21 protein-coding genes and 2 tRNA genes are annotated in these 25,218 nt (G+C 66.6%); 17 read left to right on the top strand and 6 right to left on the bottom strand.

Going from position 1 to position 25,218, the window contains the following annotated elements; genetic code table 11:
- Positions 1–79: 79 nt before the first annotated feature.
- The 3 genes from ACTJJX_RS00745 to ACTJJX_RS00755 are packed head-to-tail and all read left to right on the top strand — an operon-like array spanning position 80 to position 2,828.
- Positions 80–265 (top strand): DUF2065 domain-containing protein, encoded by a 186-nt coding sequence (locus ACTJJX_RS00745; RefSeq protein ID WP_003095647.1) that lies wholly within the window; start codon positions 80–82, stop codon positions 263–265.
- Between the two features lie 34 nt (positions 266–299).
- Positions 300–1,484 carry an ATP phosphoribosyltransferase regulatory subunit gene (locus ACTJJX_RS00750; protein WP_003116169.1) on the top strand — a complete coding sequence of 395 codons (1,185 nt, stop codon included), beginning with the start codon at positions 300–302 and terminating at the stop codon, positions 1,482–1,484.
- Positions 1,485–1,535: 51 nt separating this feature from the next.
- A complete protein-coding gene (locus tag ACTJJX_RS00755; RefSeq protein WP_003095642.1) occupies positions 1,536–2,828 on the top strand; it encodes an adenylosuccinate synthase in 1,293 nt (430 codons plus the stop codon).
- A gap of 155 nt (positions 2,829–2,983) precedes the next feature.
- On the opposite strand, the gene ACTJJX_RS00760 is transcribed toward ACTJJX_RS00755, so the two are convergent.
- Together ACTJJX_RS00760 and ACTJJX_RS00765 are read right to left on the bottom strand one after the other, a co-directional pair.
- Positions 2,984–3,070: transfer RNA gene (locus ACTJJX_RS00760), tRNA-Leu, on the bottom strand.
- 129 nt (positions 3,071–3,199) lie between these two features.
- Positions 3,200–3,286: transfer RNA gene (locus tag ACTJJX_RS00765), tRNA-Leu, on the bottom strand.
- A gap of 204 nt (positions 3,287–3,490) precedes the next feature.
- Here ACTJJX_RS00765 and rnr point away from each other — a divergent pair.
- The 8 genes from rnr to alr all read left to right on the top strand — a co-directional run bounded on the left by rnr (position 3,491) and on the right by alr (position 11,884).
- Positions 3,491–6,205: a ribonuclease R gene (rnr, locus tag ACTJJX_RS00770; RefSeq protein ID WP_012614611.1), complete on the top strand. Its 2,715-nt coding sequence runs from the start codon at positions 3,491–3,493 to the stop codon at positions 6,203–6,205.
- Positions 6,202–6,948: a 23S rRNA (guanosine(2251)-2'-O)-methyltransferase RlmB gene (rlmB, locus tag ACTJJX_RS00775; RefSeq protein ID WP_003095638.1), complete on the top strand. Its 747-nt coding sequence runs from the start codon at positions 6,202–6,204 to the stop codon at positions 6,946–6,948. Before rnr ends, rlmB begins: the two co-directional genes overlap by 4 nt.
- A 214-nt stretch (positions 6,949–7,162) precedes the next feature.
- Positions 7,163–7,582, top strand: coding sequence for a 30S ribosomal protein S6 (gene rpsF / locus ACTJJX_RS00780; RefSeq protein ID WP_003095636.1), 420 nt, complete (start codon positions 7,163–7,165; stop codon positions 7,580–7,582).
- Positions 7,583–7,611: 29 nt separating this feature from the next.
- Positions 7,612–7,842, top strand: coding sequence for a 30S ribosomal protein S18 (gene rpsR, locus ACTJJX_RS00785; protein WP_003095634.1), 231 nt, complete (start codon positions 7,612–7,614; stop codon positions 7,840–7,842).
- Between the two features lie 36 nt (positions 7,843–7,878).
- Positions 7,879–8,748, top strand: coding sequence for a hypothetical protein (locus ACTJJX_RS00790; protein ID WP_003095630.1), 870 nt, complete (start codon positions 7,879–7,881; stop codon positions 8,746–8,748).
- A 21-nt stretch (positions 8,749–8,769) separates the two neighbouring features.
- Positions 8,770–9,216, top strand: a complete 447-nt coding sequence (gene rplI / locus ACTJJX_RS00795; protein WP_003095627.1) for a 50S ribosomal protein L9 — start codon at positions 8,770–8,772, stop codon at positions 9,214–9,216.
- Between the two features lie 128 nt (positions 9,217–9,344).
- Positions 9,345–10,739, top strand: a complete 1,395-nt coding sequence (gene dnaB, locus ACTJJX_RS00800) for a replicative DNA helicase (RefSeq protein ID WP_003100012.1) — start codon at positions 9,345–9,347, stop codon at positions 10,737–10,739.
- A gap of 68 nt (positions 10,740–10,807) precedes the next feature.
- Positions 10,808–11,884, top strand: coding sequence for an alanine racemase (alr, locus tag ACTJJX_RS00805; RefSeq protein WP_003100010.1), 1,077 nt, complete (start codon positions 10,808–10,810; stop codon positions 11,882–11,884).
- Position 11,885: 1 nt separating this feature from the next.
- Here alr and ACTJJX_RS00810 read toward each other — a convergent pair whose 3' ends face one another.
- Positions 11,886–13,787, bottom strand: a complete 1,902-nt coding sequence (locus tag ACTJJX_RS00810; protein ID WP_003100009.1) for a diguanylate cyclase — start codon at positions 13,785–13,787, stop codon at positions 11,886–11,888.
- Positions 13,788–13,998: 211 nt separating this feature from the next.
- Between ACTJJX_RS00810 and ACTJJX_RS00815 the strand changes: the two genes are divergently transcribed.
- The 5 genes from ACTJJX_RS00815 (at position 13,999) to ACTJJX_RS00835 (ending at position 21,921) form a co-directional block, all read left to right on the top strand.
- A complete protein-coding gene (locus tag ACTJJX_RS00815; RefSeq protein ID WP_003100007.1) occupies positions 13,999–16,242 on the top strand; it encodes a YgiQ family radical SAM protein in 2,244 nt (747 codons plus the stop codon).
- A 261-nt stretch (positions 16,243–16,503) separates the two neighbouring features.
- Positions 16,504–19,002, top strand: a complete 2,499-nt coding sequence (locus ACTJJX_RS00820) for a circularly permuted type 2 ATP-grasp protein (RefSeq protein WP_016852199.1) — start codon at positions 16,504–16,506, stop codon at positions 19,000–19,002.
- A complete protein-coding gene (locus tag ACTJJX_RS00825) occupies positions 19,002–19,937 on the top strand; it encodes a transglutaminase family protein (RefSeq protein ID WP_016852198.1) in 936 nt (311 codons plus the stop codon). The genes ACTJJX_RS00820 and ACTJJX_RS00825 overlap by 1 nt, the downstream gene beginning before the upstream one ends.
- 250 nt (positions 19,938–20,187) lie before the next feature.
- Positions 20,188–21,039, top strand: coding sequence for a mechanosensitive ion channel family protein (locus tag ACTJJX_RS00830; RefSeq protein WP_016852197.1), 852 nt, complete (start codon positions 20,188–20,190; stop codon positions 21,037–21,039).
- A gap of 186 nt (positions 21,040–21,225) precedes the next feature.
- Positions 21,226–21,921, top strand: coding sequence for a peptidoglycan DD-metalloendopeptidase family protein (locus tag ACTJJX_RS00835; RefSeq protein ID WP_003123562.1), 696 nt, complete (start codon positions 21,226–21,228; stop codon positions 21,919–21,921).
- Between the two features lie 12 nt (positions 21,922–21,933).
- Here the strand turns inward: ACTJJX_RS00835 and ACTJJX_RS00840 are convergent, their stop codons facing one another.
- On the bottom strand, positions 21,934–22,521 hold the full coding sequence (locus ACTJJX_RS00840; RefSeq protein WP_016852196.1) for a TIGR00730 family Rossman fold protein: 588 nt from the start codon (positions 22,519–22,521) through the stop codon (positions 21,934–21,936).
- A gap of 275 nt (positions 22,522–22,796) precedes the next feature.
- On the opposite strand from ACTJJX_RS00840, the gene azu reads away from it, so the two are divergent.
- On the top strand, positions 22,797–23,243 hold the full coding sequence (gene azu, locus ACTJJX_RS00845; RefSeq protein WP_003095591.1) for an azurin: 447 nt from the start codon (positions 22,797–22,799) through the stop codon (positions 23,241–23,243).
- Between the two features lie 68 nt (positions 23,244–23,311).
- Here azu and choE read toward each other — a convergent pair whose 3' ends face one another.
- Together choE and nadE are read right to left on the bottom strand one after the other, a co-directional pair.
- Positions 23,312–24,235, bottom strand: coding sequence for a cholinesterase ChoE (gene choE / locus ACTJJX_RS00850; protein WP_016852195.1), 924 nt, complete (start codon positions 24,233–24,235; stop codon positions 23,312–23,314).
- Between the two features lie 133 nt (positions 24,236–24,368).
- Positions 24,369–25,196 (bottom strand): ammonia-dependent NAD(+) synthetase, encoded by an 828-nt coding sequence (gene nadE / locus ACTJJX_RS00855; protein WP_003099998.1) that lies wholly within the window; start codon positions 25,194–25,196, stop codon positions 24,369–24,371.
- Between the last annotated feature and the right edge of the window lie 22 nt (positions 25,197–25,218).

Raw genomic sequence — 25,218 nt, forward strand, 5'->3', positions numbered from 1 at the left:
GGGCGGCAGCGCCCGCCGGAGAAATCGTGTTATGATGAGCCAGCCGGGAAATCCCGGCTTTTTTGCGTCCGCGAGAATCATGTGGCAGGAATTCGGCATCGCTTTTTGTCTCGTGCTGGTGCTGGAAGGCATCCTGCCGTTCCTGTGTCCGCGACAATGGCGCGAGGCGGTCACCGGCATCGGCCGGCTGAGCGACCGTCACCTGCGTCTCGTGGGGCTGGGCAGCATGCTGCTCGGCACCCTGCTTCTTTACTGGATTCACTGATGATGTGCCGCCCGGCTGAAAGGGGAGAGGCGAAATGGCAACGGTAGACCGCTGGCTGCTGCCAGATGGGATCGAAGAGGTGCTGCCCCCGGAGGCGGCGCGCATCGAAGCAGCCCGCCGTCAGGTGCTGGATCTGTTCCACCGCTGGGGTTACGAGTTCGTCGTGACCCCGCATATCGAATACCTGGAGTCGCTGCTCACCGGCGCGGGACAGGATCTTGACCTGCGCACCTTCAAGGTGACCGACCCGGCGTCCGGCCGGCTCATGGGTTTCCGTGCCGACATTACGCCGCAAGTGGCGCGGATGGATGCGCACAGCCTGCGCCGCGAGGGGCCGAGCCGCCTGTGCTATGCCGGCAGTGTGCTGCATGCGCAGCCGCGCGCGCTGTCCACTTCGCGTAGTCCGATCCAGCTGGGCGCCGAGCTGTACGGCGATCCGAGCCCTGCCAGCGATGTCGAGGTGATCAGCCTGATGCTGGAAATGCTCGAGATGGCGGAAGTGCCGGACGTGCACATGGACCTCGGCCATGTCGGTATCTACCGCGGCCTGGCGCGCGCGGCAGGGCTGTCCGGCGAAGTCGAGCAGCAGTTGTTCGATGCCTTGCAGCGCAAGGCGGTGGACGAGGTCGAGGCGCTGACTGCAGACCTGCCTGCCGAGCTGCGCGGCATGTTGCGTGCGCTGGCCGAGCTATGCGGCGGCCGCGATGCGCTGGAGCAGGGCCGTGCCCGTCTGGCGGCGGCGCCGGCCGATGTCCAGGTGGCGCTGAACGAGCTGATCGAGATCGCCGATTCGCTGGCTGGACGTTTCCCCGGCTTGCCGCTGTATTTCGACCTCGGCGAGCTGCGTGGCTATCACTATCACACCGGCGTGGTGTTTGCGGCCTTCGTGCCCGGCGTTGGCCAGTCCATCGCCCAGGGCGGTCGCTATGATGATATCGGTGCCGATTTCGGGCGCGCCCGCCCGGCCACCGGTTTCTCCACCGATCTGAAAAGCCTGGTCACTCTCGGCCAGGCCCGGTTGGACCAGGCTGTATCGGGTATCTGGGCGCCGGCCGAAGGGGCCGGGCTCTGGCAGGTGGTGCAACGACTGCGCCGCGACGGGCAGCGTGTCGTCCAGGCTCTGCCCGGGCAGGATGCGGCTTCTGCGCGCGAGGCGGGCTGCGACCGGCAGCTGGCGCTGCGCGATGGCAATTGGCAGGTGGCGCCGCTGGCGTCCTGAGATTCCGCCGGCCGCGGCCGGCATCGAACTTCCACGATGGGGACAAGTGTTATGGGTAAGAATGTCGTAGTCCTGGGCACCCAATGGGGTGATGAGGGCAAGGGCAAGATCGTCGACCTGCTCACCGAGCAGGCGGCTGCCGTAGTTCGCTACCAGGGTGGTCACAACGCTGGCCACACCCTGGTGATCGATGGCGAGAAAACCGTCCTGCACCTGATTCCATCGGGCATCCTGCGCGAAGGCGTGCAGTGCCTGATCGGCAATGGCGTGGTGCTGGCGCCGGATGCGCTGCTGCGCGAAATCACCAAGCTGGAAGAGAAGGGCGTGCCGGTGCGCGAGCGCCTGCGCATCAGTCCTTCCTGTCCGCTGATCCTGTCCTATCACGTCGCCCTCGACCAGGCGCGCGAGAAGGCCCGCGGCGAAGCCAAGATCGGCACCACCGGTCGTGGCATCGGCCCGGCATACGAGGACAAGGTGGCACGTCGCGGCCTGCGCGTCGGCGACCTGTTCCACCGCGAGCGCTTCGCCGCCAAGCTGGGCGAGCTGCTGGACTACCATAACTTCGTCCTGCAGCACTACTACAAGGAGCCGGCCATCGACTTCCAGAAGACCCTGGACGAGGCGATGGAGTATGCCGAGCTGCTCAAGCCGATGATGGCCGATGTCGCTGCGACCCTGCACGACCTGCGCAAGCACGGCAAGGACATCATGTTCGAAGGCGCCCAGGGATCGCTGCTGGACATCGACCATGGCACCTACCCCTACGTGACCAGTTCCAACACCACCGCTGGCGGTACCGCCACCGGTTCCGGCTTCGGCCCGCTGTACCTGGACTACGTACTGGGTATCACCAAGGCCTATACCACTCGCGTCGGCTCCGGTCCGTTCCCGACCGAGCTGTTCGACGACGTCGGCGCCTACCTGGCCAAGCGCGGCCACGAGTTCGGCGCCACCACCGGTCGCGCTCGTCGCTGCGGCTGGTTCGATGCCGTGATCCTGCGCCGCGCCATCGAGATCAACAGCATCTCCGGCCTGTGCCTGACCAAGCTCGACGTGCTCGATGGCCTGGATGTGGTGCGCCTGTGCGTCGGCTACAAGAATGCCGATGGCGATGTGCTGGAAGCGCCGACCGATGCCGACAGCTACATCGGCCTGCAGCCGGTCTACGAGGAAATGCCCGGCTGGAGCGAGTCGACCGTGGGTGCGAAGACCCTGGAAGAGTTGCCGGCCAACGCCCGCGCCTACATCAAGCGCGTGGAAGAGCTGGTGGGTGCGCCGATCGATATCATCTCCACCGGTCCGGACCGCAACGAGACCATCATCCTGCGCCATCCATTCGCCTGAGGCGGATAGCGGGGCGATGACGGAACGGGCTGCGCATGCGGCCCGTTTTCATTTCCGGGGTCGGCGCCGCGGTGAGCGGGGGAGGGTGGCGTGGCTCGAAGGGAAAATCGCGGACAACAAAAAGCCGAGCGATGCTCGGCTGTTTGTCTTGAAGATGGTGCCCAGGAGAAGACTCGAACTTCCACGGTGTTGCCACCGCTAGGACCTGAACCTAGTGCGTCTACCAATTCCGCCACCTGGGCATGCTTTTCAGCATTGTGCGATGATCGCTCATCGACTTGGGTGTTGCAAACCTTGTCGCAGTTTCAATGCCTGGTAGTGGCTGAACTGCTGAAACAAAAACGGTCTAATGATCGGCTTTGTCTGAAATATGGTGCCCAGGAGAAGACTCGAACTTCCACGGTGTTGCCACCGCTAGGACCTGAACCTAGTGCGTCTACCAATTCCGCCACCTGGGCACTGGAGTCGATGATCGCTCATCGTTTCCGTGTTACAACGTCTCAGCAACGTTGTGGGCGCGAACTATACGAGTACGTATTCTGCTTGTAAACCCCTGATGCGATAAAAATTATTCTGTTGCCGAAGCTGACCGACGAAGCGTTTTCGCGCTTCAATAGAGCAATGGCAGCAAACGCTAAAGAAGAAAAGGTGACCTACCTCTAATGGCCGATTGGCAAAACCTCGATCCCGAGGCCGCTCGCGAAGCGGAAAAGTACGAAAACCCCATCCCCAGCCGGGAACTGATCCTGGCTCACCTATCCGAGCGGGGCGCTCCGGCGACTCGCTCCCAGTTGCTCGACGAGTTCGGGCTCGCCGGCGAGGAGCCGGAAGAGGCCTTGCGTCGTCGCCTGCGCGCCATGGAGCGCGACGGGCAGCTTATCTATACGCGTCGTGGCGCCTATGCGCCGGTGGACAAGCTGGACCTGATCCGCGGCCGCATCAGCGGGCACCGCGACGGCTTCGGCTTCCTGATCCCCGACGATGGCAGCGACGACCTGTTCCTCAGTCCCACCCAGATGCGCCTGGTGTTCGACGGCGACCGCGCCCTGGCCCGGGTATCCGGCCATGACCGGCGCGGACGCCGCGAAGGCCAGCTGGTCGAGGTGATCGAGCGGGCCCACGAGATCGTGGTCGGCCGCTACTTCGAGGAAAGCGGCATCGGCGTGGTGGTCGCGGACAACCCGAAGATCCAGCAGGAAGTCCTGATCCCGCCGGGCAAGGCCGGCAAGGCCAGGCACAACCAGTTCGTCCAGGTGCGCATCGAGCAATGGCCGAGCATCCACCGCCAGGCCCAGGGCGAGATCGTCGAGGTGCTCGGCGACTACATGGCGCCGGGGATGGAGATCGAAGTCGCCTTGCGCAGCTACGATATCCCCCACGTCTGGCCGGCCGCGGTGGAGAAGGAAGCGGCCAAGCTCAAGCCGGAAGTGGCGGAGAAGGACAAGGAAAAGCGTATCGACCTGCGCCAGGTGCCCTTCGTCACCATCGACGGCGAGGATGCCCGCGACTTCGACGACGCGGTGTACGCCGAGGCCAAGCGCGGCGGCGGCTGGCGCCTGTTCGTGGCGATCGCCGATGTCTCGCACTACGTGAAGGTCGGTTCGGCGCTGGACGAAGAGGCGGCCAGGCGCGGCAACTCGGTGTATTTCCCCGAGCGGGTGATCCCGATGCTGCCGGAGGTGCTGTCCAATGGTCTCTGCTCGCTGAATCCGCTGGTCGACCGGCTGGCCATGGTCTGCGAGATGACCCTGTCCAAGGCTGGCAAGCTGACCGGCTACCAGTTCTACGAAGCGGTGATCCACTCCCATGCCCGCCTGACCTACACCAAGGTCAGCCAGTTGCTCGAGCACCCCGACAGCGTCGAGGCCGAGAACCTGCGCCAGCAGTTGCCCGGCGTGGTGCCGCACCTGCAGCAGCTGTATGCGTTGTATAAAGCGCTGCTGGCCGGCCGCCATGTCCGCGGCGCGATCGATTTCGAGACCCAGGAAACCCGCATCGTCTTCGGCGCCGACCGGAAGATCTCGGAAATCCGCCCGACCCAGCGCAACGATGCGCACCGCCTGATCGAAGAATGCATGCTCTGCGCCAACGTGGCGACCGCACGCTTCCTGCAGAAGCACGCCATCCCGGCGTTGTACCGGGTGCATGACGGCCCGCCGCAGGAGAAACTCAACAACCTGCGCCAGTTCCTCGGCGAGCTGGGGTTGAGCCTCGGCCGCGGCAAGGCCGCGCCGACCCCGGGCGACTACCAGGAGTTGCTGGAGAAGATCCACGACCGCGCCGACTTCCGCCTGATCCAGACGGTCATGCTGCGTTCGCTCAGCCAGGCGGTGTACAGCCCGGACAACAATGGCCACTTCGGCCTCAACTACGACGCCTACACCCACTTCACCTCGCCGATCCGGCGCTACCCGGACCTGCTGGTGCATCGTGCGATCCGCAGTGTGATCCGCTCCAAGGCGGAGACTCCGCACGTGCAGCGGGCCGGCGCGGCGAGCATGCCCAAGGCGCGTATCTATCCGTACGACGAATTGCGCCTGGACCAGTTGGGCGAGCAGTGCTCGATGACCGAGCGGCGTGCCGACGAGGCCACCCGCGACGTGACCAACTGGCTGAAGTGCGAATACATGCGCGAGCGGGTCGGCGAGACCTTCCCTGGCGTAATCACTGCGGTCACCGGTTTCGGTCTGTTCGTCGAGCTGACCGACATCTTCGTCGAAGGCCTGGTCCATGTGACCGCGCTGCCCGGCGACTACTATCATTTCGACGCCGTGCACCATCGCCTCAGCGGCGAACGCACCGGGCGCAGCTTCCGTCTCGGCGACACCACGGAAGTGGTAGTGGCGCGGGTCGACCTGGACGAGCGGAAGATCGATTTCGAGCTGGCCGGAAACGTGCTGAGCGCGCCGATCGGACGCAAGAAGCGCAACGGCGACAAGTCGACGAACGCCGGCAAGGCGCCGAAGGGGCGCAAGGGCGCATCCGTGCCCGAGGTCGACCTGGAGCCGGCGCTGGCCAGTCCCGACGCCGCGGTGGTGCCGCGGCGCAAGGCCGGCAAGGTGCAGGCGCTGCCGCCGGTCGCGCCGGAGCTGCTGGCGCAGGCCGCGGAGATGCTCGGCAACACCGACGTGCGCAAGAGTCGCGAGGTGAAGCAGGCGCTGCTCGCCGAGGCGCGTGTCGGCGGCAAGGACAAGGGCGGGAAGAAGGGCAAGGTCGTTCCTGCGGGCAAGAGCGCGAAGGGCAAGGCCAAGGACGGCAAGCCCGCCGCTGTCGCCAAGCCGGGCAAGCCGACCAAGCATCGCAAGGGGCCTTCCAAGCCGAAGGCCGACAACGCTCCGGCCGCCACCGGGGCGCGCAAACGTAAGGCCAAGTCATGAGTCAGTGGGAAAAGGTCTACGGCGTGCATGCGGTGGAAGCGTTGTTGCGTCATCACCCGAAGCGGGTCAAGCAGTTGTGGCTGGCCGAGGGGCGGCATGATCCGCGGGTCCAGGTGCTCACCGAGCTGGCCGCCGGGTTCCGTATTCCGGTAGGGCAGCGCGATCGGCGCGAACTCGACGAGTGGGCGGAAGGCGTCCACCAGGGCGTGGTCGCGGAAGTCAGCCCCAGCCAGGTCTGGGGCGAAAACATGCTCGAGGAACTGCTCGAGCGGAGCGAGGGCGTGCCGCTGCTGCTGGCCCTGGATGGCGTCACCGATCCGCACAACCTCGGCGCCTGCCTGCGTACCGCCGATGCGGCGGGGGTGCAGGCGGTGATCGTGCCCAAGGACAAGTCCGCGACCCTCAACGCCACCGTGCGCAAGGTCGCTTGCGGCGCCGCCGAGGTGATCCCGCTGGTGGCGGTGACCAACCTCGCGCGCACCCTGGAAAAGCTCCAGCAGCGCGGCCTGTGGGTGGTCGGCACCGCTGGCGAGGCGGACAAGACCCTCTACCAGCTCGACCTCAAGGGGCCGACCGTGCTGGTGATGGGCGCGGAAGGCAAGGGCATGCGCCGGCTGACCCGCGAGCACTGCGACTTCCTCGCCAGGTTGCCGATGGCCGGCAGCGTCAGCAGCCTGAACGTCTCGGTCGCCACCGGCGTCTGCCTGTTCGAGATCCTCCGCCAGCGCACCCCGCTGGAGTGAGCGCGTGCGGGGCCGCCGCGGCGCGGCCCCGCGCCATTCCATCCGCTGTACAAATATTCGCCAATCTTCCTTGCTTCGCCGGTTGCCCTTCTCTAGAATGTCGCCCCTTGCCGCGCGGGCAGGCGTTCGTTCGCCTCTCCACCAGGCAAGCCAAGAAAACATTCACTCCTTGCCTGACCGTTCTGCGGCAGGCTGCAACCCGTAAGGAGCATTTATGCGTCATTACGAAATCGTGTTCCTGGTTCACCCGGACCAGAGCGAACAAGTCGGTGGCATGGTCGAGCGTTACACCAAGGCCATCGAAGAAGACGGCGGCAAGATCCACCGTCTGGAAGACTGGGGCCGTCGTCAGCTGGCCTACGCCATCAACAACGTGCACAAGGCCCACTACGTTCTGATGAACGTCGAGTGCAGCGCCAAGGCCCTGGCTGAGCTGGAAGACAACTTCCGTTACAACGATGCCGTGATCCGTAACCTGGTCATGCGTCGCGACGAAGCTGTCACCGAGCAGTCCGAGATGCTCAAGGCTGAAGAAAGCCGCAACGAGCGTCGCGAGCGTCGTGAGCGTCCGAACGATAACGCTGAAGGCGCCGATGGCGACGACAACAGCGATAGCGATAACGCTGACGAGTAATTCCGGACCAGTATTGAGGAGCCAATCACATGGCACGTTTCTTCCGTCGTCGTAAGTTCTGCCGCTTCACCGCCGAAGGCGTGAAAGAGATCGATTACAAGGATCTCAACACCCTGAAGGCCTACGTTTCCGAAACCGGCAAGATCGTTCCGAGCCGTATCACCGGCACCAAGGCCAAGTACCAGCGTCAGCTGGCGACCGCTATCAAGCGCGCCCGCTACCTGGCCCTGCTTCCTTACACCGACAGCCACGGCCGTTGAGATCGGGCAGTCGAACGCTGGTAAGGGATAGATCGCATGCGCGCACTGGCTGAGTTCACCATGCGCGGCCGCATGCAGGCCACGCTCGCCGTGGCAGGCTCCGCGGTTGTTCCACTGTTGTTCTGGCTGAGTGCCGCCGCCGGTAGCCTGGTGCTGCTGCGGCGCGGATTCGGCGACGCCTTCGGCGTCCTGGCCTGGGCGGTGCTACCGGCGATGTTCTGGTGGTACCTGGGCGATCCGAGCATCCTTCTGGTCCTGCTCGGTACCCTGACGCTGGCGCAGATCCTGCGCGCCAGCACGTCCTGGAGCCATGTGCTGCTGGGCAGTGTTGCAGTTGGCGTGGTATTCGCGCTGGTGCTGGGGCATACCTCCAGCGAGCTGATCGGCGCCCTGGCGACGGAAGTCACCAAGGTCCTGACCCAGCTTCGCGGGGAGTCCCAGCTGTCGGGCGAAGAGCTGGACAAGTTGCAGGTGGCGCTGGTGCCGACCCTGACCGGGGTCATGGCTTCCTCGCTGCAGGTGACCTGCCTGCTCTGCCTGATGCTCGCGCGGTACTGGCAGGCTTCGCTGTACAACCCGGGCGGCTTCGGCCGCGAATTCCGGAGTTTGCGGCTGGCGCCGGCGGTTGCCGTGATCCTGCTGCTGGGGGCCGTCGTGGTCCCGGCGCTGGAAGTGCAGGCCGCGGTGCTCGGTCCGTTGTGCAGCGTGCCGCTGATCATCGCCGGCGTGGCGCTCGGGCATGGCCTGATCGCCCTGAAGCGCCTCGCGGGTGGTTGGCTGGTGGGCCTGTACCTGGCTGTATTGCTGCTGGGGAACCTGATCTGTCTTTTGGCGGTTGTCGACAGTCTGTTTGATTTTCGTGGACGCCTGGCCCGGCGCCAGGGTTCCACGAACGGTGAAGGTTAAAAGTTAAGAGGTAAGACTCAAATGGAAGTCATCCTGCTGGAAAAAGTCGCCAACCTGGGCAACCTGGGCGACAAGGTGAACATCAAGGGCGGTTACGCCCGTAACTTCCTGCTGCCGCAGGGCAAGGCCACCGTCGCCACCGCCGAGAACGTCGCTGCGTTCGAAGCACGCCGCGCCGAGCTGGAAAAGGCTGCCGCCGAGAAGAAGGCCGCTGCCGAAGCCCGTGCTGCCCAGCTCTCCGAGCTGGTGGTAACCCTCGGCGCCCACGCTGGCGACGAAGGCAAGCTGTTCGGTTCGATCGGCACCCGCGACATCGCCGAAGCCGTTTCCGCTGCCGGTTACCCGCTGGAAAAAGCCGAAGTTCGCCTGCCCAACGGCGCGCTGCGCAACACCGGTGAGTTCGACGTCGCCGTGCACCTGCACACCGACGTGGAAACCACTCTGAAGCTGATCATCGTCGCTGAGTAAGCGATCCGATCGGTAGGGCTGGGCGGGCATATGCGTGTCCGCGGCAGTCCGCTAACATCGGGCACGGTACCGGCAACGGCACCGTGCCCGTTGTTTTTTCCGCTGTTCCTTTTTCTTGCGTCGAGTCTATGAACGAGATCACCAGCCCCGAGCAATACGACCTGGAAACCACAGCCCTGAAGGTGCCGCCGCACTCGATCGAGGCCGAGCAGGCCGTGCTGGGTGGCCTGATGCTGGACAACAACGCCTGGGAGCGTGTGTCGGATTCGGTGTCCGACGGCGATTTCTACCGCCATGACCATCGCCTGATCTTCCGCGCCATCTACAAGCTGGCCGAGGCCAACCAGCCGATCGACGTGGTGACCCTCTCCGAGCAGTTGGAGAAGGAAGGACAACTGGCCCAGGTCGGCGGCCTGGCCTATCTCGGCGAACTGGCGAAGAACATTCCCTCGGTCGCCAACATCAAGGCCTACGCGCAGATCATCCGCGAGCGCGCCACCCTGCGCCAACTGATCGGCATCAGCAACGAGATCGCCGACAGCGCCTTCCACCCGGAAGGGCGCGGCGCCAACGAGATCCTCGACGAGGCCGAGCGGAAGATCTTCGAGATCGCCGAAGCGCGACCGAAGACCGGCGGGCCGGTAGGGATCAGCGATATCCTGGTCAAGACCATCGACCGCATCGACTACCTGTTCAACACCACCGAGGCGCTGACCGGGGTGTCCACCGGTTTCACCGACCTCGACGAGAAGACCAGCGGCCTGCAGCCGGCCGACCTGATCATCGTCGCCGGGCGTCCGTCGATGGGTAAGACCACCTTCGCCATGAACCTGGTCGAGAACGCGGTGATGCGCACCGACAAGGCCGTGTTGGTGTACTCCCTGGAGATGCCCTCCGACTCGATCGTGATGCGTATGCTCTCGTCGCTCGGGCGTATCGACCAGACCAAGGTGCGTTCCGGCAAGCTCGACGACGAGGACTGGCCGCGCCTGACTTCGGCGATCAACCTGCTCAACGACAAGAAGCTGTTCATCGACGATACCGCTGGCATCAGTCCCTCGGAAATGCGCGCGCGGACCCGTCGCCTGGTGCGCGAGCACGGCGACCTGGCGCTGATCATGATCGACTACCTGCAACTGATGCAGATACCCGGCTCCAGCGGCGACAACCGGACCAACGAGATTTCCGAGATTTCCCGCTCGCTGAAGGCCCTGGCGAAGGAATTCAACTGCCCGGTGATTGCCCTGTCGCAGCTCAACCGCTCCCTGGAGCAGCGACCCAACAAGCGCCCGGTGAACTCCGACTTGCGCGAATCCGGGGCGATCGAGCAGGACGCCGACGTGATCATGTTCGTCTACCGCGACGAGGTGTACCACCCGGAGACCGAGTTCAAGGGCGTCGCCGAAATCATCATCGGCAAGCAGCGTAACGGTCCGATCGGTACGGTGCGCCTGGCCTTCATCGGCAAATACACGCGCTTCGAGAACCTTGCCGCCGGCATGTACAACTTCGAGGACGAATGACCCGGCTTGGGTCTTGCCCGGCGGGCGCCTTACCATAGGCACCCGTTTCAGTTGCAGGACCCGATGCCATGCGTCCCCTCGTTGCCACCGTCGACCTTTCCGCCATTCGCCACAACTATGCCCTGGCCAAGCGCTGCGCGCCGCAGCGCCAGGCGTTCGCGGTGGTCAAGGCGAACGCCTATGGCCACGGTGCGCGCGAAGTGGTTACCGCGTTGCACGACGATGCCGATGGCTTCGCCGTGGCCTGCCTGGAGGAGGCCGCGGAAGTCCGCGCCTTGCACGCCAGCGCGCGCATCCTGTTGCTGGAAGGCTGCTTCGAGGCGAGCGAATACGCCCTCGCCGGGCAATTGCGCCTGGACCTGGTGATCCAGGGCGCGGAACAGGGCGAGGCGTTCCTCGCCGCCGGCCTGGATATTCCACTCAACGTCTGGCTCAAGCTCGACTCCGGCATGCACCGCCTAGGCTTCGATCCTGCCGCGCTGCGCGCCTGGCATGCGCGCCTGCGCAACCATCCTGGTGTGCGCGAGCTGAACCTGATCAGCCATTTCGCCTGCGCCGACGAACGCAACCATCCGCTCACCGAGCAGCAGCTGGAGAGTTTCCTCGGCCTGCTCGACCTGGATTTCGACCAGCGCAGCCTGGCCAATTCGGCGGCGGTGCTGACTATCCCGGCCGCCCACATGGACTGGCTGCGGCCGGGAATCATGCTCTACGGGTCGACCCCGCTGGCCGACCTGAGCGCCGCCGAACTGGGCCTGAGGCCGGCCATGAGCCTGGGCGCGCAGTTGATTTCACTGCGCGAGGTGGCCGTGGGCGAGAGCGTCGGCTACGGCGCCACCTGGATCGCCGAGCGGCCGGCGCGGATCGGCACGGTCAGTTGCGGCTACGCTGACGGCTATCCGCGTACCGCGCCAGCCGGGACTCCGGTACTGGTCGGGGGACGCCGCGCGACCCTGGCCGGGCGGGTCTCGATGGACATGCTGGCGGTCGACCTCTCCGACCTGCCGGAGGCTCGCGTTGGCGACCCGGTGGAGTTGTGGGGCGCCGGGTTGTCGGTGGACGAGGTCGCCCGTGCCTGCGGCACCCTTGGCTACGAGCTTCTGAGCAAGGTCACGGCTCGGGTTCCGCGACGCTACAGCCACTGATTCAGGAGATACGCTCCGGTGCCAGGGCGGTCGGCCAGGGGAGCGCCGGCGCGGTCTCGCGTTCATCGTCGGCAGCCATCGCATAGCCGGCGCGCCCGGCGCCCTTGACCCGGTACAGCGCCTGGTCGGCGGCCTTGTAGAGTTTGCCGAACTGCAGGGCGTCGCCGGGAAACAGGGCGACGCCGATGCTCGGTGTGATCACCAGCCACTGCTTGGCGAACTCCACCGGTTTCGCCAGTTCTCGCAGCAGGCGTTCGGCGATGTCGCGGGCATGCTGCTCGGCATTCGACCCGCCGACCAGCACGGCGAATTCGTCGCCGCCGAGGCGTGCCACGCAATCCTCGGTGCGCACGCAATGGCGCAGCCGCTGGGCCACGTTCTGCAGGACGAAGTCGCCGGCATCGTGGCCATGGGTATCGTTGATCGGCTTGAAGTGATCCAGGTCGATCAGCAGCAGCGCCATGCTGTTGCCGTGGCGGCGCGCGTCGTCCAGGGCGCTTTCGGCGAACTCCATCAGGTGCCTGCGGTTGCCAAGCCCGGTCAGCGGGTCGTGATGGGCGGCGTACTGCAGTTGCGCTTCGCGCATCTGCAACTGGCGATTGGCCTCGCTCAACTCGTTGGTACGGACTTCCACGGCGCGTGCCAGGTCGCGCTGGGCGCTGTGCAGCAGGGCCAGGCGCGCGTTCTTTTCCTGGTCGGCCTGGTCCAGGGCCAGGGCCCTTTCCTGCTTCAGATCCTGGATGCGCGAGGCGAGCGCCAGGGAGAACAGCAGGGCCTCCAGGGTCAGCGCCAGCGGGAAGACCATGGCGTTGGCCGAGGTCGGCTGGACCAGCGCGGTGGCGCGCATCACGCCAAGGCTGACGCTGCCGAGCACCAGGCCGAAGCCGACCAGGTACAGGCGCGCCGTGGCCGAACCCTGGCGCCAGCGCTGCACTGCCAGGCCGATGGCGATCGGCAGGTTGGCCAGCAGGGTCAGCGCCAGCACGCCGGCCGCCTGCCAGCGCCAGCCGGCGGCGTTGAACGCCAGGCAGGCAAGGAACAGCAGGCAACAGGCGTTCAGCAGGTGATGGGCCCAGCGTGCGTGCTGCCGGCTTTGCAGCAGGTTCTGGCTGAAGCGGATCACGCAGATGCCCCAGATCGCCAGCAGCGCCAGGCGGTCAAGCCACCAGGGCACCGCCCGCTCGGGCCAGAAATACTCGAAACCATGGCCGCTGATGCTCAGGGTCAGCACCAGCGCGCTGGCAGCGGTCAGCACGTACCAGAAATAGGCGCGATCGCGCAGGCTGGTGAAGAGGAACAGGTTGTACAGCAGCAGGGCGAGGATCAGCCCGTAGGCCATGCCGAACAGCAGGTTGCCCTGGCTGCGGTATTCCAGCAGTTCGTCGTGGCTCCAGAGCCTCAGCGGAAAGGCGTTGCCGCCGGGATCGTAGCTGCGCAGGTAGACGCGCAACGGCCCATCGCCGGGAGGGATCCGGAACAGCGGATGACGGTAGGCGTGGTCGCGGCCCTCGGCGAAGGGCACCGCTTCGCCGCTGCGATGTTCACGGAACCCGCCGCGCTCGTCGGGGAGATACAGGCGCAGGTCGTGCAGGCTGGCGCTGGCGACTTCCAGCCACCAGCCGCCGGATACCGCCTCGCGTCTCGGCAGGTCGAGGCGCAGCCACCAGGCGCTGCGGCTGAGGCCGACGCTGGTGCGGCCGGCGGCGGCGACGAAGCGGCCGGCCTGCTCCGCTTGTTCGAGGTCCTCCACCGCCAGGTTGCCATCGGGGTCTTCGAGCAGGTCCAGCGAGCCGTTCAACCAGGCGCCGCTGGCCGGGCCCGTAGGAAGCCCCGGCGCTGCGTTCGACGCGGCGCTGGCCAATAGCAGGAAGACGACCGCGAACTGGGCAAGAGGATGGCGCACGATGAATCTCCCGGGGGCCTCTGGTGGAGGCCGGGTGAGATGACGATGGATGGAGTATAGAAAGAAGGTGGCGAAATGATGGCGGTTTGCGAGGCCAGCCGACGATAGGCAATACCCAGTGAAAACGTCGGAATTGCTCATTTTTTGTGCTATATTCCGCGCCCGCGTTTACGCGACCCCCCATTCCTAGAGATACCCCCTGGTGCCCGTGATGCAAGCCGCCAAGCCGCTGTTCGACTATCCCAAGTACTGGGCCGAGTGTTTCGGTCCGGCGCCCTTCCTGCCTATGAGTAGGGAAGAGATGGATCAGCTCGGCTGGGACTCCTGCGACATCATCATCGTCACCGGCGATGCCTACGTCGACCACCCGTCCTTCGGCATGGCCATCATCGGCCGCCTGCTGGAGGCCCAGGGGTTCCGCGTCGGCATCATCGCCCAGCCGGACTGGCAGTCGAAGGACGACTTCATGAAGCTCGGCGAGCCGAACCTGTTCTTCGGCGTGGCGGCCGGCAACATGGACTCGATGATCAACCGCTACACCGCGGACAAGAAGGTCCGTTCCGACGACGCTTACACCCCCGGCGGCCTGGCCGGCAAGCGCCCGGACCGCGCCAGCCTGGTCTATAGCCAGCGCTGCAAGGAGGCCTACAGCCATGTGCCGGTGATCCTCGGCGGGATCGAGGCCTCGTTGCGGCGCATCGCCCATTACGACTACTGGCAGGACAAGGTCCGCCGCTCGATCCTGATGGACGCCACGGCCGACATCCTGCTCTACGGCAACGCCGAGCGTGCGGTGGTGGAAATCGCCCAGCGCCTGGCCCAGGGCGAACTGGTGAGCGCGATCACCGACGTGCGCGGCACCGCCTTCGTCCGTCGCGACACCCCGGAGGGCTGGTTCGAGATCGATTCCACGCGGATCGACCGGCCGGGCAAGATCGACAAGATCATCAATCCCTACGTGAACACCCAGGACACCGCCGCCTGCGCCATCGAGCAGGAAAAGGGCGCGCAGGAGGACCCGCAGGAAGCCAAGGTCGTGCAGTTGCTGGCGAACCCCAGGCTGACCCGGGAGAAGACCGTGATCCGCCTGCCGTCTTTCGAGAAGGTGCGCAACGACCCGGTGCTCTATGCCCACGCCAACCGCGTGCTGCACCTGGAGACCAACCCGGGCAACGCCCGTGCCCTGGTGCAGAAGCACGGCGAAGTGGATGTCTGGTTCAACCCGCCGCCCATTCCGATGAGCACCGAGGAAATGGACTACGTGTTCGGCATGCCCTATGCCCGCGTGCCGCACCCGGCCTACGGCAAGGCGAAGATTCCCGCCTACGAGATGATCCGCTTCTCGGTGAACATCATGCGTGGCTGCTTCGGCGGCTGCACCTTCTGCTCGATCACCGAGCATGAGGGACGGATCATCCAGAACCGCTCGCACGACTCGATCATCCGCGAGATCGAGGAGATGCGCGACAAGGTGCCCGGCTTCACCGGCGTGGTCTCCGACCTTGGCGGACCGACGGCGAACATGTACCGCATCGCCTGCAAGAGCCCGGACATCGAGCGGCACTGCCGCAAGCCATCCTGCGTGTTCCCCGGCATCTGCGAGAACCTCGATACCGACCACAGCTCGCTGATCGAGCTGTACCGCAAGGCCCGGGCGCTGCCGGGGGTGAAGAAGATCCTGATCGCCTCCGGCCTGCGCTACGACCTCGCCGTCGAGTCGCCCGAGTACGTCAAGGAACTGGTGACCCACCACGTCGGCGGCTACCTGAAGATCGCCCCGGAGCACACCGAGCGCGGTCCGCTGGACAAGATGATGAAGCCGGGGATCGGCACCTACGACCGCTTCAAGCAGATGTTCGAGAAGTTCTCGAAGGAAGCCGGCAAGGAGCAGTACCTGATCCCGTACTTCATCGCCGCCCATCCCGGGACCACCGACGAAGACATGATGAACCTGGCCCTGTGGCTCAAGCGCAACGGCTTCCGCGCCGACCAGGTCCAGGCGTTCTATCCTTCGCCGATGGCCACTGCCACCGCTATGTATCACTCGGGCAAGAACCCGCTGCGCAAGGTCACCTACAAGAGCGATGGCGTGACCATCGTCAAGAGCGACCAGCAGCGGCGCCTGCACAAGGCCTTCCTGCGCTACCACGACCCGAAAGGCTGGCCGCTGCTGCGCGAGGCGCTGGAGCGGATGGGGCGCGCCGACCTGATCGGCAATGGCAAGCACCACCTGGTCCCGACCTACCAGCCGGATACCGGCGAATACCAGAGCGCCCGGCGGAAGAACTCGACGCCGGCCGGCAGCAAGAAGGCCGGCAAGCTGCTGACCCAGCATACCGGCCTGCCGCCACGCGCCAGCGACGGTGGTAAGCCGTGGAGCAAGGGTCAGCAGAACAAGGCGACGGCCTTCGCCAAGGGCAAGAAGAAGTCGCGCCAGCCGAACATCCCGCGCTGATCGCCGGGGCGGCCCTGCCGCCCGCAAAGCGTGCGCGGCTGCAACCTTGCCTGCGGTCGCGCACCGTCGCAGTGCATTGCCGCGGCACGACCTCCTGGCCGCCCGGGCCTGACGGCGCTGGCACAAGTCTTGCGCTTCCGGGGCATCCCGGTCTTCACGAAGAACCGTCGTGGCGGACCCGGCAACGCCTCGTCGCTTCGCTCCGGCGTCGCGCCGCCGACTCCGCTACAGTGACCGCAACCCCAGCCCCGCGAGCCTTCGATGCCCGAGCAGCTTGCCCACTATCCGTTCACCGATACGGCCTACCACGAGTTGCTCGATCGCCAGGGCGGCGTGCGTCCCCATTGGCAGCGGCTGTTCCGCCAACTGGAGCGCAGCAGCCCTGAGCAATTGCGCCAGCGCCAGGCCCTGGTGGAACGGCAGATCCAGGAGAACGGCGTCACCTACAACGTTTACGCCGATCCCAAGGGCACCGACCGCCCCTGGGCGCTGGACCTTCTGCCGAACCTGCTGTCCGCCGCCGAGTGGCAGCCGATCGCCGCTGGTGTGGCGCAGCGTGCTCGGCTGCTCAATGCGCTGCTGGCCGACCTGTACGGCGACCAGCGTCTGCTCGCCGAAGGGCTGCTGCCCAGCGAACTGGTCTTCGGCCATCCGAACTTCCTCTGGCCGGCGCTCGGCATCCGGCCGCCCGGCGGGATTTTCCTGCACAGCTATGCCGTGGACCTGGCGCGCGATGCCGACGGACGCTGGCAGGTCCTTGCCGACCGCACCCAGGCTCCGTCCGGCGCGGGCTATGCGCTGGAGAACCGGCAGATCGTCTCGCGGGCCTTGCCGGAACTCTATCGCGACCTGCGCGTGCAGCATCTCGCCGGGTATTTCCGCACCCTGCAGGAGACCCTCGCCAGCCAGGCCGCCGGCGACGGCGAGACGCCGCTGGTGGTGCTGCTGACTCCCGGACGTTTCAACGAAACCTACTTCGAGCATCTCTACCTGGCGCGCCAGCTCGGTTTTCCGCTGGTCGAGGGGCACGACCTGACGGTGCGCGACGCCACCCTCTATCTCAAGACCCTCGGCGGCCTGAAACGGGTGCACGCGGTATTGCGGCGCCTCGATGACGATTTCTGCGACCCACTGGAATTACGTACCGACTCGGCGCTGGGCATTCCCGGCCTGCTCGAGGCGGTACGCCAGGGGCGCGTACTGGTGGCCAACGCGTTGGGCAGCGGGGTGCTGGAATCGCCCGGCCTGCTCGGCTTCCTGCCGCAGGCCTGTCGCCGCCTGCTGGGCGAGGAGTTGGCGCTGCCCTCGCTCGACACCCGCTGGTGCGGCGAGCCGCAGGCCCTCGAGGCGATACTCGCGGCACTGCCCGACCTGGTGATCAAGCCGGCCTTTCCCGGCCAGCGCTGCGAACCGCTGTTCGGCCACGCCCTCGACGGTGCCGGCCTGGCATCCCTCGGCGAGCGCTTGCGCGAGCGCCCGCAGGCCTACGTGGCGCAACGCCTGGCGCAGTTGTCCCAGGCGCCGGTCTGGCGCGACGGCGAGGCCGGCGTCGGCCTGCAGTCGCGGGCCATCGGCATGCGCGTGTTCGCCGTCGCCGCCGCCGACGGACGCTACTGGGTGATGCCCGGCGGTCTGACCCGCGTAGCCTCGGCGGCGGATGCCGAGGTGGTGTCGATGCAACGCGGCGGCGCGAGCAAGGACACCTGGGTACTGGCCGAGCGTGCGGTCGGCGGCGAGCCGTGGCGGCCGCGCCGGCTCGGCGTGCGCGACCTGGTCCGCGAGGATCCCTACCTGCCGTCGCGGGTGGTGGAAAACCTGTTCTGGTACGGCCGCTATGCCGAGCGTTGCGACGACCACGCGCGCCTGCTGCGGGTGGTGCTGTCGCGCTACGTGGATGCCGATGGCGACGAAGAGGCGCTGCGCAGCGCCCTGGCCCTGGCCGGCGGCATCGGCCTGCTGCCCGAGGATGGCGAGCCGTTGGAAAGGTGCCTGTTGCGGGCGTTGCTCGACGAGCACTGGCCGGCGAGCCTGTGCGCCAACCTGCGGCGCCTGCACTGGGCGGCGGCGCAGGTGCGCGGGCGCTTGTCCGGGGAGAACTGGCTGGCCTTGCTGGAGCTGCAACGCGACATGCAGGCGCTCGATCCGGCACGCACCGACCTCGGCGAAGCGCTGGACTTCCTCAACCGGCTAGTGATGTCCCTGGCCGCGTTGTCCGGTTTCGCCCTCGACGACATGACCCGCGACGACGGCTGGCGTTTCCTGATGATCGGCCGGCGCATCGAGCGCGTGCGCTTCTTCGCCGAGAGCATCGCCGCCTTCCTCGACGGCGGTAGCGCCTGGGACGCCGGCGCGCTGGAGTGGCTGCTGGAGCTGGGTAACAGCGGCATCACCTACCGCTCGCGCTACCTGGCGTCGCCGCAGCTGGTCCCGGTGCTCGACCTGCTCCTGTTGCACGAGCAGAACCCGCACTCGCTGCGCTTCCAGTTGCAGGCCCTGGAGCGTTCGCTGGAGCGCCTGCACGAGGAGTTCGGCGCGCCACGCGAGCGGGAACTCAGGACCCTGGGCGAACGCCTGCGCAGCTTCGATCTGGCGGCCCTGGAAAGCCCGCTGTTCGGCGCGGCAGGACTCGACGAGGTGCTCGTCGGGCTGGCGCGACTGCTGCGCGACATCGCCGCCTGCGCCGGACAGGTCTCCGATCGGCTAGGCTTGCGCTATTTCGCTCATGTCGACGATGTCAGCCAGAGAACGGTATCCACCTGATGTCCGCACCCGCGCTTCGCTCCGTTCCGCTCCCGGGCGCCCGCTACCAGGTGCTGCACGACACCCATTACCGCTATGCGACGCCGGTCTCGCTGTCGCGGCAACTGGCGCATCTCTGGCCGCGCGAATGCGCCTGGCAGGCCTGTCATGAGCGGGCACTGCTGATCGAGCCGGGGCCGAGCCGGCGCGAGGATGGCCACGACGCATTCGGCAATCCGCTGAGCCGGCTGGCCTTCGAGCGTCCCCACGAGGCGCTGCGGGTCAGCGCGCGACTGCAGGTCGAAGTGTTCGCCCATGCGCCGGCGCAACTGACCGCGTCGCCGGCATGGGAAACCGTCGCCGCCGGGCTGGCATTTTCCGGGCGGGCGCTGTCCGCCGCCGAGCTGGAAGCCTGCCGCTATCGCGTCGAGTCGCCCTATGTGCGCATCCAGCGGCGATTCGCCGAGTTCGCCGCCGACTGCTTCCCGCCCGGACGGCCGTTGCTGGTGGCGGCGGCGGCACTGATGGAGAAGATCTTCCGCGAGTTCGCCTTCGATGCGCAGGCCACCCAGGTGGCGACGCCGCTGGACGAAGTGCTGGAGCGCCGTCGCGGGGTCTGCCAGGACTTCGCCCACCTGATGCTCGCCTGCCTGCGCGCGCGCGGACTGGCGGCGCGCTACGTCAGCGGCTACCTGCTGACCCGCCCGCCGCCCGGACAGGCGCGACTGATCGGTGCCGACGCCTCGCATGCCTGGGTCTCGCTGTATTGCCCGGAGAACGGCTGGGTGGATTTCGACCCGACCAACGACCTGTTGCCCGACCTGGAGCACATCACCCTGGCCTGGGGGCGGGATTTTTCCGATGTGTCGCCGTTGCGCGGGGTGATCCTCGGTGGCGGTAGCCATGACCCGGAGGTGCGGGTGACGGTGCTGCCGCTACAGGAAACAGCCGGCTGATCAAAAAGTGATCGGTCTCGCGGAGGCCCTGCCGCCCGGGACTCCCGGACCTTTTCACCCAGGTTGTCCACAGCCTCGCCCACGCCGTTTGGGGACAACGAAGCGGTGCTCCGGCAAATTGGCGGCGCCGTGCTAGCTTTTCCAGAATCCGCTACGGACGTTGTCGGGCCAAGGGCCGGAGCCTGCCTTTCCGGTGCCAGGGGCGGTTCTCGTACGGAGCCAGACTCCTTCCTTGCGCACGGTGAGCGATATGGATGACACGACGATCGTCAACGTAGGTACCGAGAAGATCAACGCGCTCTGGGCGACGGTGTCCCAGTACGCCTTCGCCTTCGGCATCAAGATTCTCGCGGCCATCGCCTTCTGGGTGATCGGCCGCTGGCTGATCGGCTTCGCCGTCGGCATGGTGCAGAAATCCCTCGAGCGGCAAAAGGTCGATCCCACCGTGCTGCGCTACGTGGGTTCGTTCATCACGGTGACCCTGAACGTGCTGCTGGTGGTGGGCATCCTCGGTTTCTTCGGCATCCAGACCACCAGCCTGGCGGCGCTGATCGCGGCGGTCGGCCTGGCCATCGGCATGGCCTGGTCGGGATTGCTGGCGAACCTGGCGGCCGGCGGCTTCATCATCGTCCTGCGGCCGTTCAAGGTCGGCGACTTCATCTGCGCCGGCGGAGTGACCGGCACGGTCAAGGAGATCGGCCTGTTCACCACGGCGATCAACACTCCGGACAACGTGCTGACCATGGTCGGCAACAACAAGATATTCGGCGACAACATCCAGAACTTCACCCACAACCCGTTCCGCCGGGTCGAGTTGAAGGCGCAGCTTTCCGGTGCCGCCGACTACCAGGCGGCCATCGCCCTGCTCAAGCAGCGCGTCGCGGCGATTCCCAACGTGCTCGGCGAGCAGCCGGTGGACGTGGAGATCCTCGAGTTCAACCTGGTCGGGCCGGTGCTGGCGGTGCGCCCGTATTGCCACAACGACCATTACTGGCAGGTCTATTTCGATACCAACAAGGTGATCAAGGACGCCCTCGGCGCCGACTTCCCGGCACCGATGCCGGCGCAGACGGTGATCGTGCAGCAGTCCGCCGGCGCCTGACGTTTCCCGCTCGGCACCGACGCCCCGTCCTGCGGGGCGTTGGCGTTTGTGCGCGGACCGGGTGGCGGGCCGCGCGGAGAAAACGGGCCATCGGCGAGTCCAACGGGCACCCCGGCGAACAAGGTATAGTGCGGGCCTGCAACCGTCGCCGCAGCCGGCCGGGTTTCATCGGGAAAAGGATTCCGTGTGTTCTTCAGATTGCTCTTGATCGCCGTCCTGCTGGCGGTATCCGCGTGCAGCTCCAAGGCTCCCGGCCCGGGGGCGTCGGTGCCGAAGGTCGTGCGCGGCGAGTATCGCGTCAAGCGCGGCGACACCCTCTATTCGATCGCCACCCGGCACGGCTGGAACTACAAGGACCTGGCGCGCGCCAACGGCATCCGCCCGCCCTACGCGGTCAAGGTCGGCCAGGTAGTGCGCTTCGACGGGCGCAAGTCGACCTACGTCGCCAGTAGCCGCTCCTCGTCGAGCAGCCGTGCGCGCAAGCCGCCGCCTCCGCCGCCGTCGGTGACCCTGCGCGGCTGGCAGTGGCCGATGAAGGGGCCAGTGATCCGCCGCTTCTCCAGTTCCGACAAGCTCAACAAGGGCATCCGCATCGCCGGCACCCTGGGCCAGCCGGTACAGGCCTCGCTGGCCGGCAAGGTGGTGTTCGCGGTGAACAACATGCGTGGCTACGGCAACCTGGTGATCATCCAGCACGGTACCTCGTACACCAGCACCTACGCGCACAACAGCCGCTTGCTGGTGAAGGAGGGGCAGATGGTCGGCAAGGGCCAGAAGATCGCCGAGGCCGGTTCCTCGGATGCCGACCGGGTGCAGCTGTACTTCGAGATCCGCCAGAACGGCCGGCCGCTCGACCCGCTGAGCCTGCTGCCGCCGTCCTGAGAGAGGAGCGGATCACTGCGGGGGGCGGTCGACCCACTTCGGCGCCACGCTCGGCGTCCAGGCGGCGAGGGCATCGAGCAGCGCCGCCGGGCTGGCGCCGCGCTGCAGCATGCCGCGGTGTTCGGCGCGGACGAAACGTTCGTCGACCAGGTGGTCGAGGAAAGTCAGCAGCGGGTCGTAGAAACCGTTCACTTCGAGCAGGCCCAGCGGCTTGGCGTGGTAGCCCAGTTGGCCCCAGGTCCAGACCTCGAACAGCTCTTCCAGGGTGCCGAGCCCGCCGGGCAGGGCGATGAAGGCGTCGGCCAGTTCGGCCATGCGTGCCTTGCGCGCGTGCATGCCGTCTACCACTTCCAGGCGGGTCAGGCCCTTGTGGCCGATCTCGGCCTCCTGCAGGCTCTGCGGGATGATCCCGATCACTTCGCCGCCGGCGGCCAATGCGGCGTCCGCCACGGTGCCCATCAGACCGACCGCGCCGCCACCGTAGACCAGGGTCAGGCCGCGCTCGGCCAGGTGCCGGCCGAGGGCCACGGCGGCTTCCTGGTAGACCGGGGAAGCGCCGGGGCTGGCGCCACAGAATACGCAGACGGAACGCAAGGTCATGATCGACTCCTGTCGGGGGTGGAAAAAGGCGCACAGGGTAGCGGCTGGGAGCGCTTCGACCAAGCCGTGCGAAGCGTTGCCGGACGTTGCGTCGCAGGCGCGAAGCGGCACATCTGTGCTAAAACAGGAGTTCCCCGTAGTAAACGCCGGGCAGATCCCGCTCGATGCCCCGCCACGTCCGGTTCGGGTTTGACCTGAATCAGTGGAACTCGGTGCCCGATCGGGCAGTCTGCTCTTTCAGGATTCATCGCCCAACCTGCCTAGGAGGCTGCTCCATGCTACGTAAACTCGCTGCGGTATCCCTGCTGTCCCTGCTCAGTGCGCCGCTGCTGGCTGCCGAGTGCTCGGTGGACATCCAGGGTAACGACCAGATGCAGTTCAACACCAATGCCATCACCGTCGACAAGAGCTGCAAGCAGTTCACCGTCAACCTGTCCCACCCCGGCAACCTGCCGAAGAACGTCATGGGCCACAACTGGGTACTGAGCACCGCCGCCGACATGCAGGGCGTGGTCACCGACGGCATGGCTTCCGGCCTGGACAAGGATTACCTGAAGCCCGACGACAGCCGTGTCATCGCCCACACCAAGCTGATCGGCTCGGGCGAGAAGGACTCGGTGACCTTCGACGTCTCCAAGCTGAAGGAAGGCGAGCAGTACATGTTCTTCTGCACCTTCCCGGGCCACTCCGCGCTGATGAAGGGCACCCTGACCCTGAAGTGATGCGCGAGCGATCCGCTGCATGAAAAAGCCCGGCCGCTGCCGGGCTTTTTCATGGGCGCGCGCCGGGCTCAGCGCGCGTAGCGCGCCGCCATCGCTTCGCCGGCCAGTTGGTGCACGCGCCGGGTCGGATGCCACTCGTCCCAGAAGTAGTACTGGTCCGGGTTGGCGCAGGCCGGGCGGACGCTGGGCTGGGTCGGCTGGCAGGGCGCGTCCAGCTCCACCAGGCCGTAGCGTGCCGGGTTGCGCCGCAAGTGGCGGCTGAAGGTGAGATGGTCGAACCAGTTCAGCTCCAGGCCGCGGGTCTTGCGCAGGGCGGCGAGCTGGATCGGCAGGCTGGCGTTGACCGCTTGCAGGTAGTGCTGCGCACGCTCGACCCGGTTGCCGACGACCACCGCCGGGACCACGCTCAGGTCGGTCGAACTGACCACCAGGAAGCGTCGTGCGCCGGCCTCTCCGAGACGCTGCACCGCGGCGCGGATGTTCGCCACGCTGCTGCCGGCCAGTTGTTCCAGGGGCTGCTCGCCGGCGAAATCCTCGTGCTCGAAGAAATCGTTGGCGGAGACGAAGATGAAGTGCAGCGCCTGGCCATCGACCGGCTTGCCGTCCAGCGTGGCGAGGTAGGCGTCGACCTGGCCGGCGAGGCCGGTATGGCGGTAGGCGCTCATCCAGCTGTAGTAGTTGTCCGCTCCGCTCTTGGCGCCGCCCACCGCATGGTCGGCCAGTTGCGCACCAAGCTGGCGGGCGAGCACCTCGACGGCGGTCGGGCCGTTGCTCCAGCGGCCCTGCCAGTAGACTTCGCCGGGCAATGCCTGGGCGCCGGCGATGCCCTTGGCGAGCATCTCGCGGGTCAGTCGCTGGCTTTCGCCGTTGTCCGAATAGCTGTCGCCGAAGGCGTGGATCTGCCGTACCGGCGCGAGCAGCGGGGATGTGTGTCCGCAGGCCTGGCCGGCCAGCAGGACACCGAGGAGCAGGGCGGGGAGACGGGTGCGCATGGCTGGCCTTCGCAGGGATACAGCTTCCTTCTAGCGCGCCGCCGCGCGGACTTGAAGACCTGGTTGCGACAGGCACATTCCCGCCCGCGACAAAGGCCCGTCGACGACGGGCCTGCCGCACGGACCGGGAGGCTCAGGGCGCCTTCGGCAGTTCGCGCTTGTGCTGGGTCTTGTGGTAGGTGTCGACGATCACCCGCGCAGCTTCCTCGCGCAGCGGCTGGCCGTGCAGGAAGGCGTCGATCTCGGCATAGGTGACGCCGTGGGAAGCCTCGTCCGGATGGCCGGGGCGCAGGTCCTCGAGGTCGGCGGTGGGGATCTTCTCCACCAGGTTCTCCGGAGCGCCGAGGGCGCGGGCGAGGGCGCGTACCTGATGCTTGGCCAGGCCGCTGAGCGGAGCCAGGTCGCAGGCGCCGTCGCCGAACTTGGTGAAGAACCCCATGACCGCCTCGGCAGCATGGTCGGTGCCGATCACCAGGCCGCCGCGGGCGCCGGCGATGGCGTACTGGGCGACCATGCGGATGCGCGCCTTGATATTGCCGATGACGAAGTCGCTCTTCGCCGGCTCGAGTCCTTCCAGGGCCTCCAGCTGTTCCGCCAGGGCTTTCACCGACGGACCGATGTTGACGGTCTGCTCTTCGTCGGCGCGGATGGTCGCCAGCGAGGCCTGGGCATCGGCCTCGTCCTGCTGCACCTGGTAGGGCAGGCGCACGGCGATGAAGCGGTAGGCCTGGTCGCCGGTCTGCTCGCGCAGTTGCTCGACGGCGCGCTGGGCCAGCAGGCCGGCGGTGAGCGAGTCGACGCCGCCGCTGATCCCCAGCACCAGGGTCTTCAGCCCGGAATCCTTCAGGCACTGCTGGATGAAGGCGATGCGCCGGGCGATCTGCGCCTGCACGTCGGCCTCCGACTGGAACGGCGGCTGGACCTGCAGGGCTTGGGCGATGTCGCGTTGGATCTGTTGCATGTTCGGGCTCCCGTTAGGTGCG

The sequence above is a fragment of the Pseudomonas sp. 22490 genome, from assembly GCF_052044465.1.
GTDB classification, from domain to species: Bacteria; Pseudomonadota; Gammaproteobacteria; order Pseudomonadales; family Pseudomonadaceae; genus Pseudomonas; species Pseudomonas aeruginosa.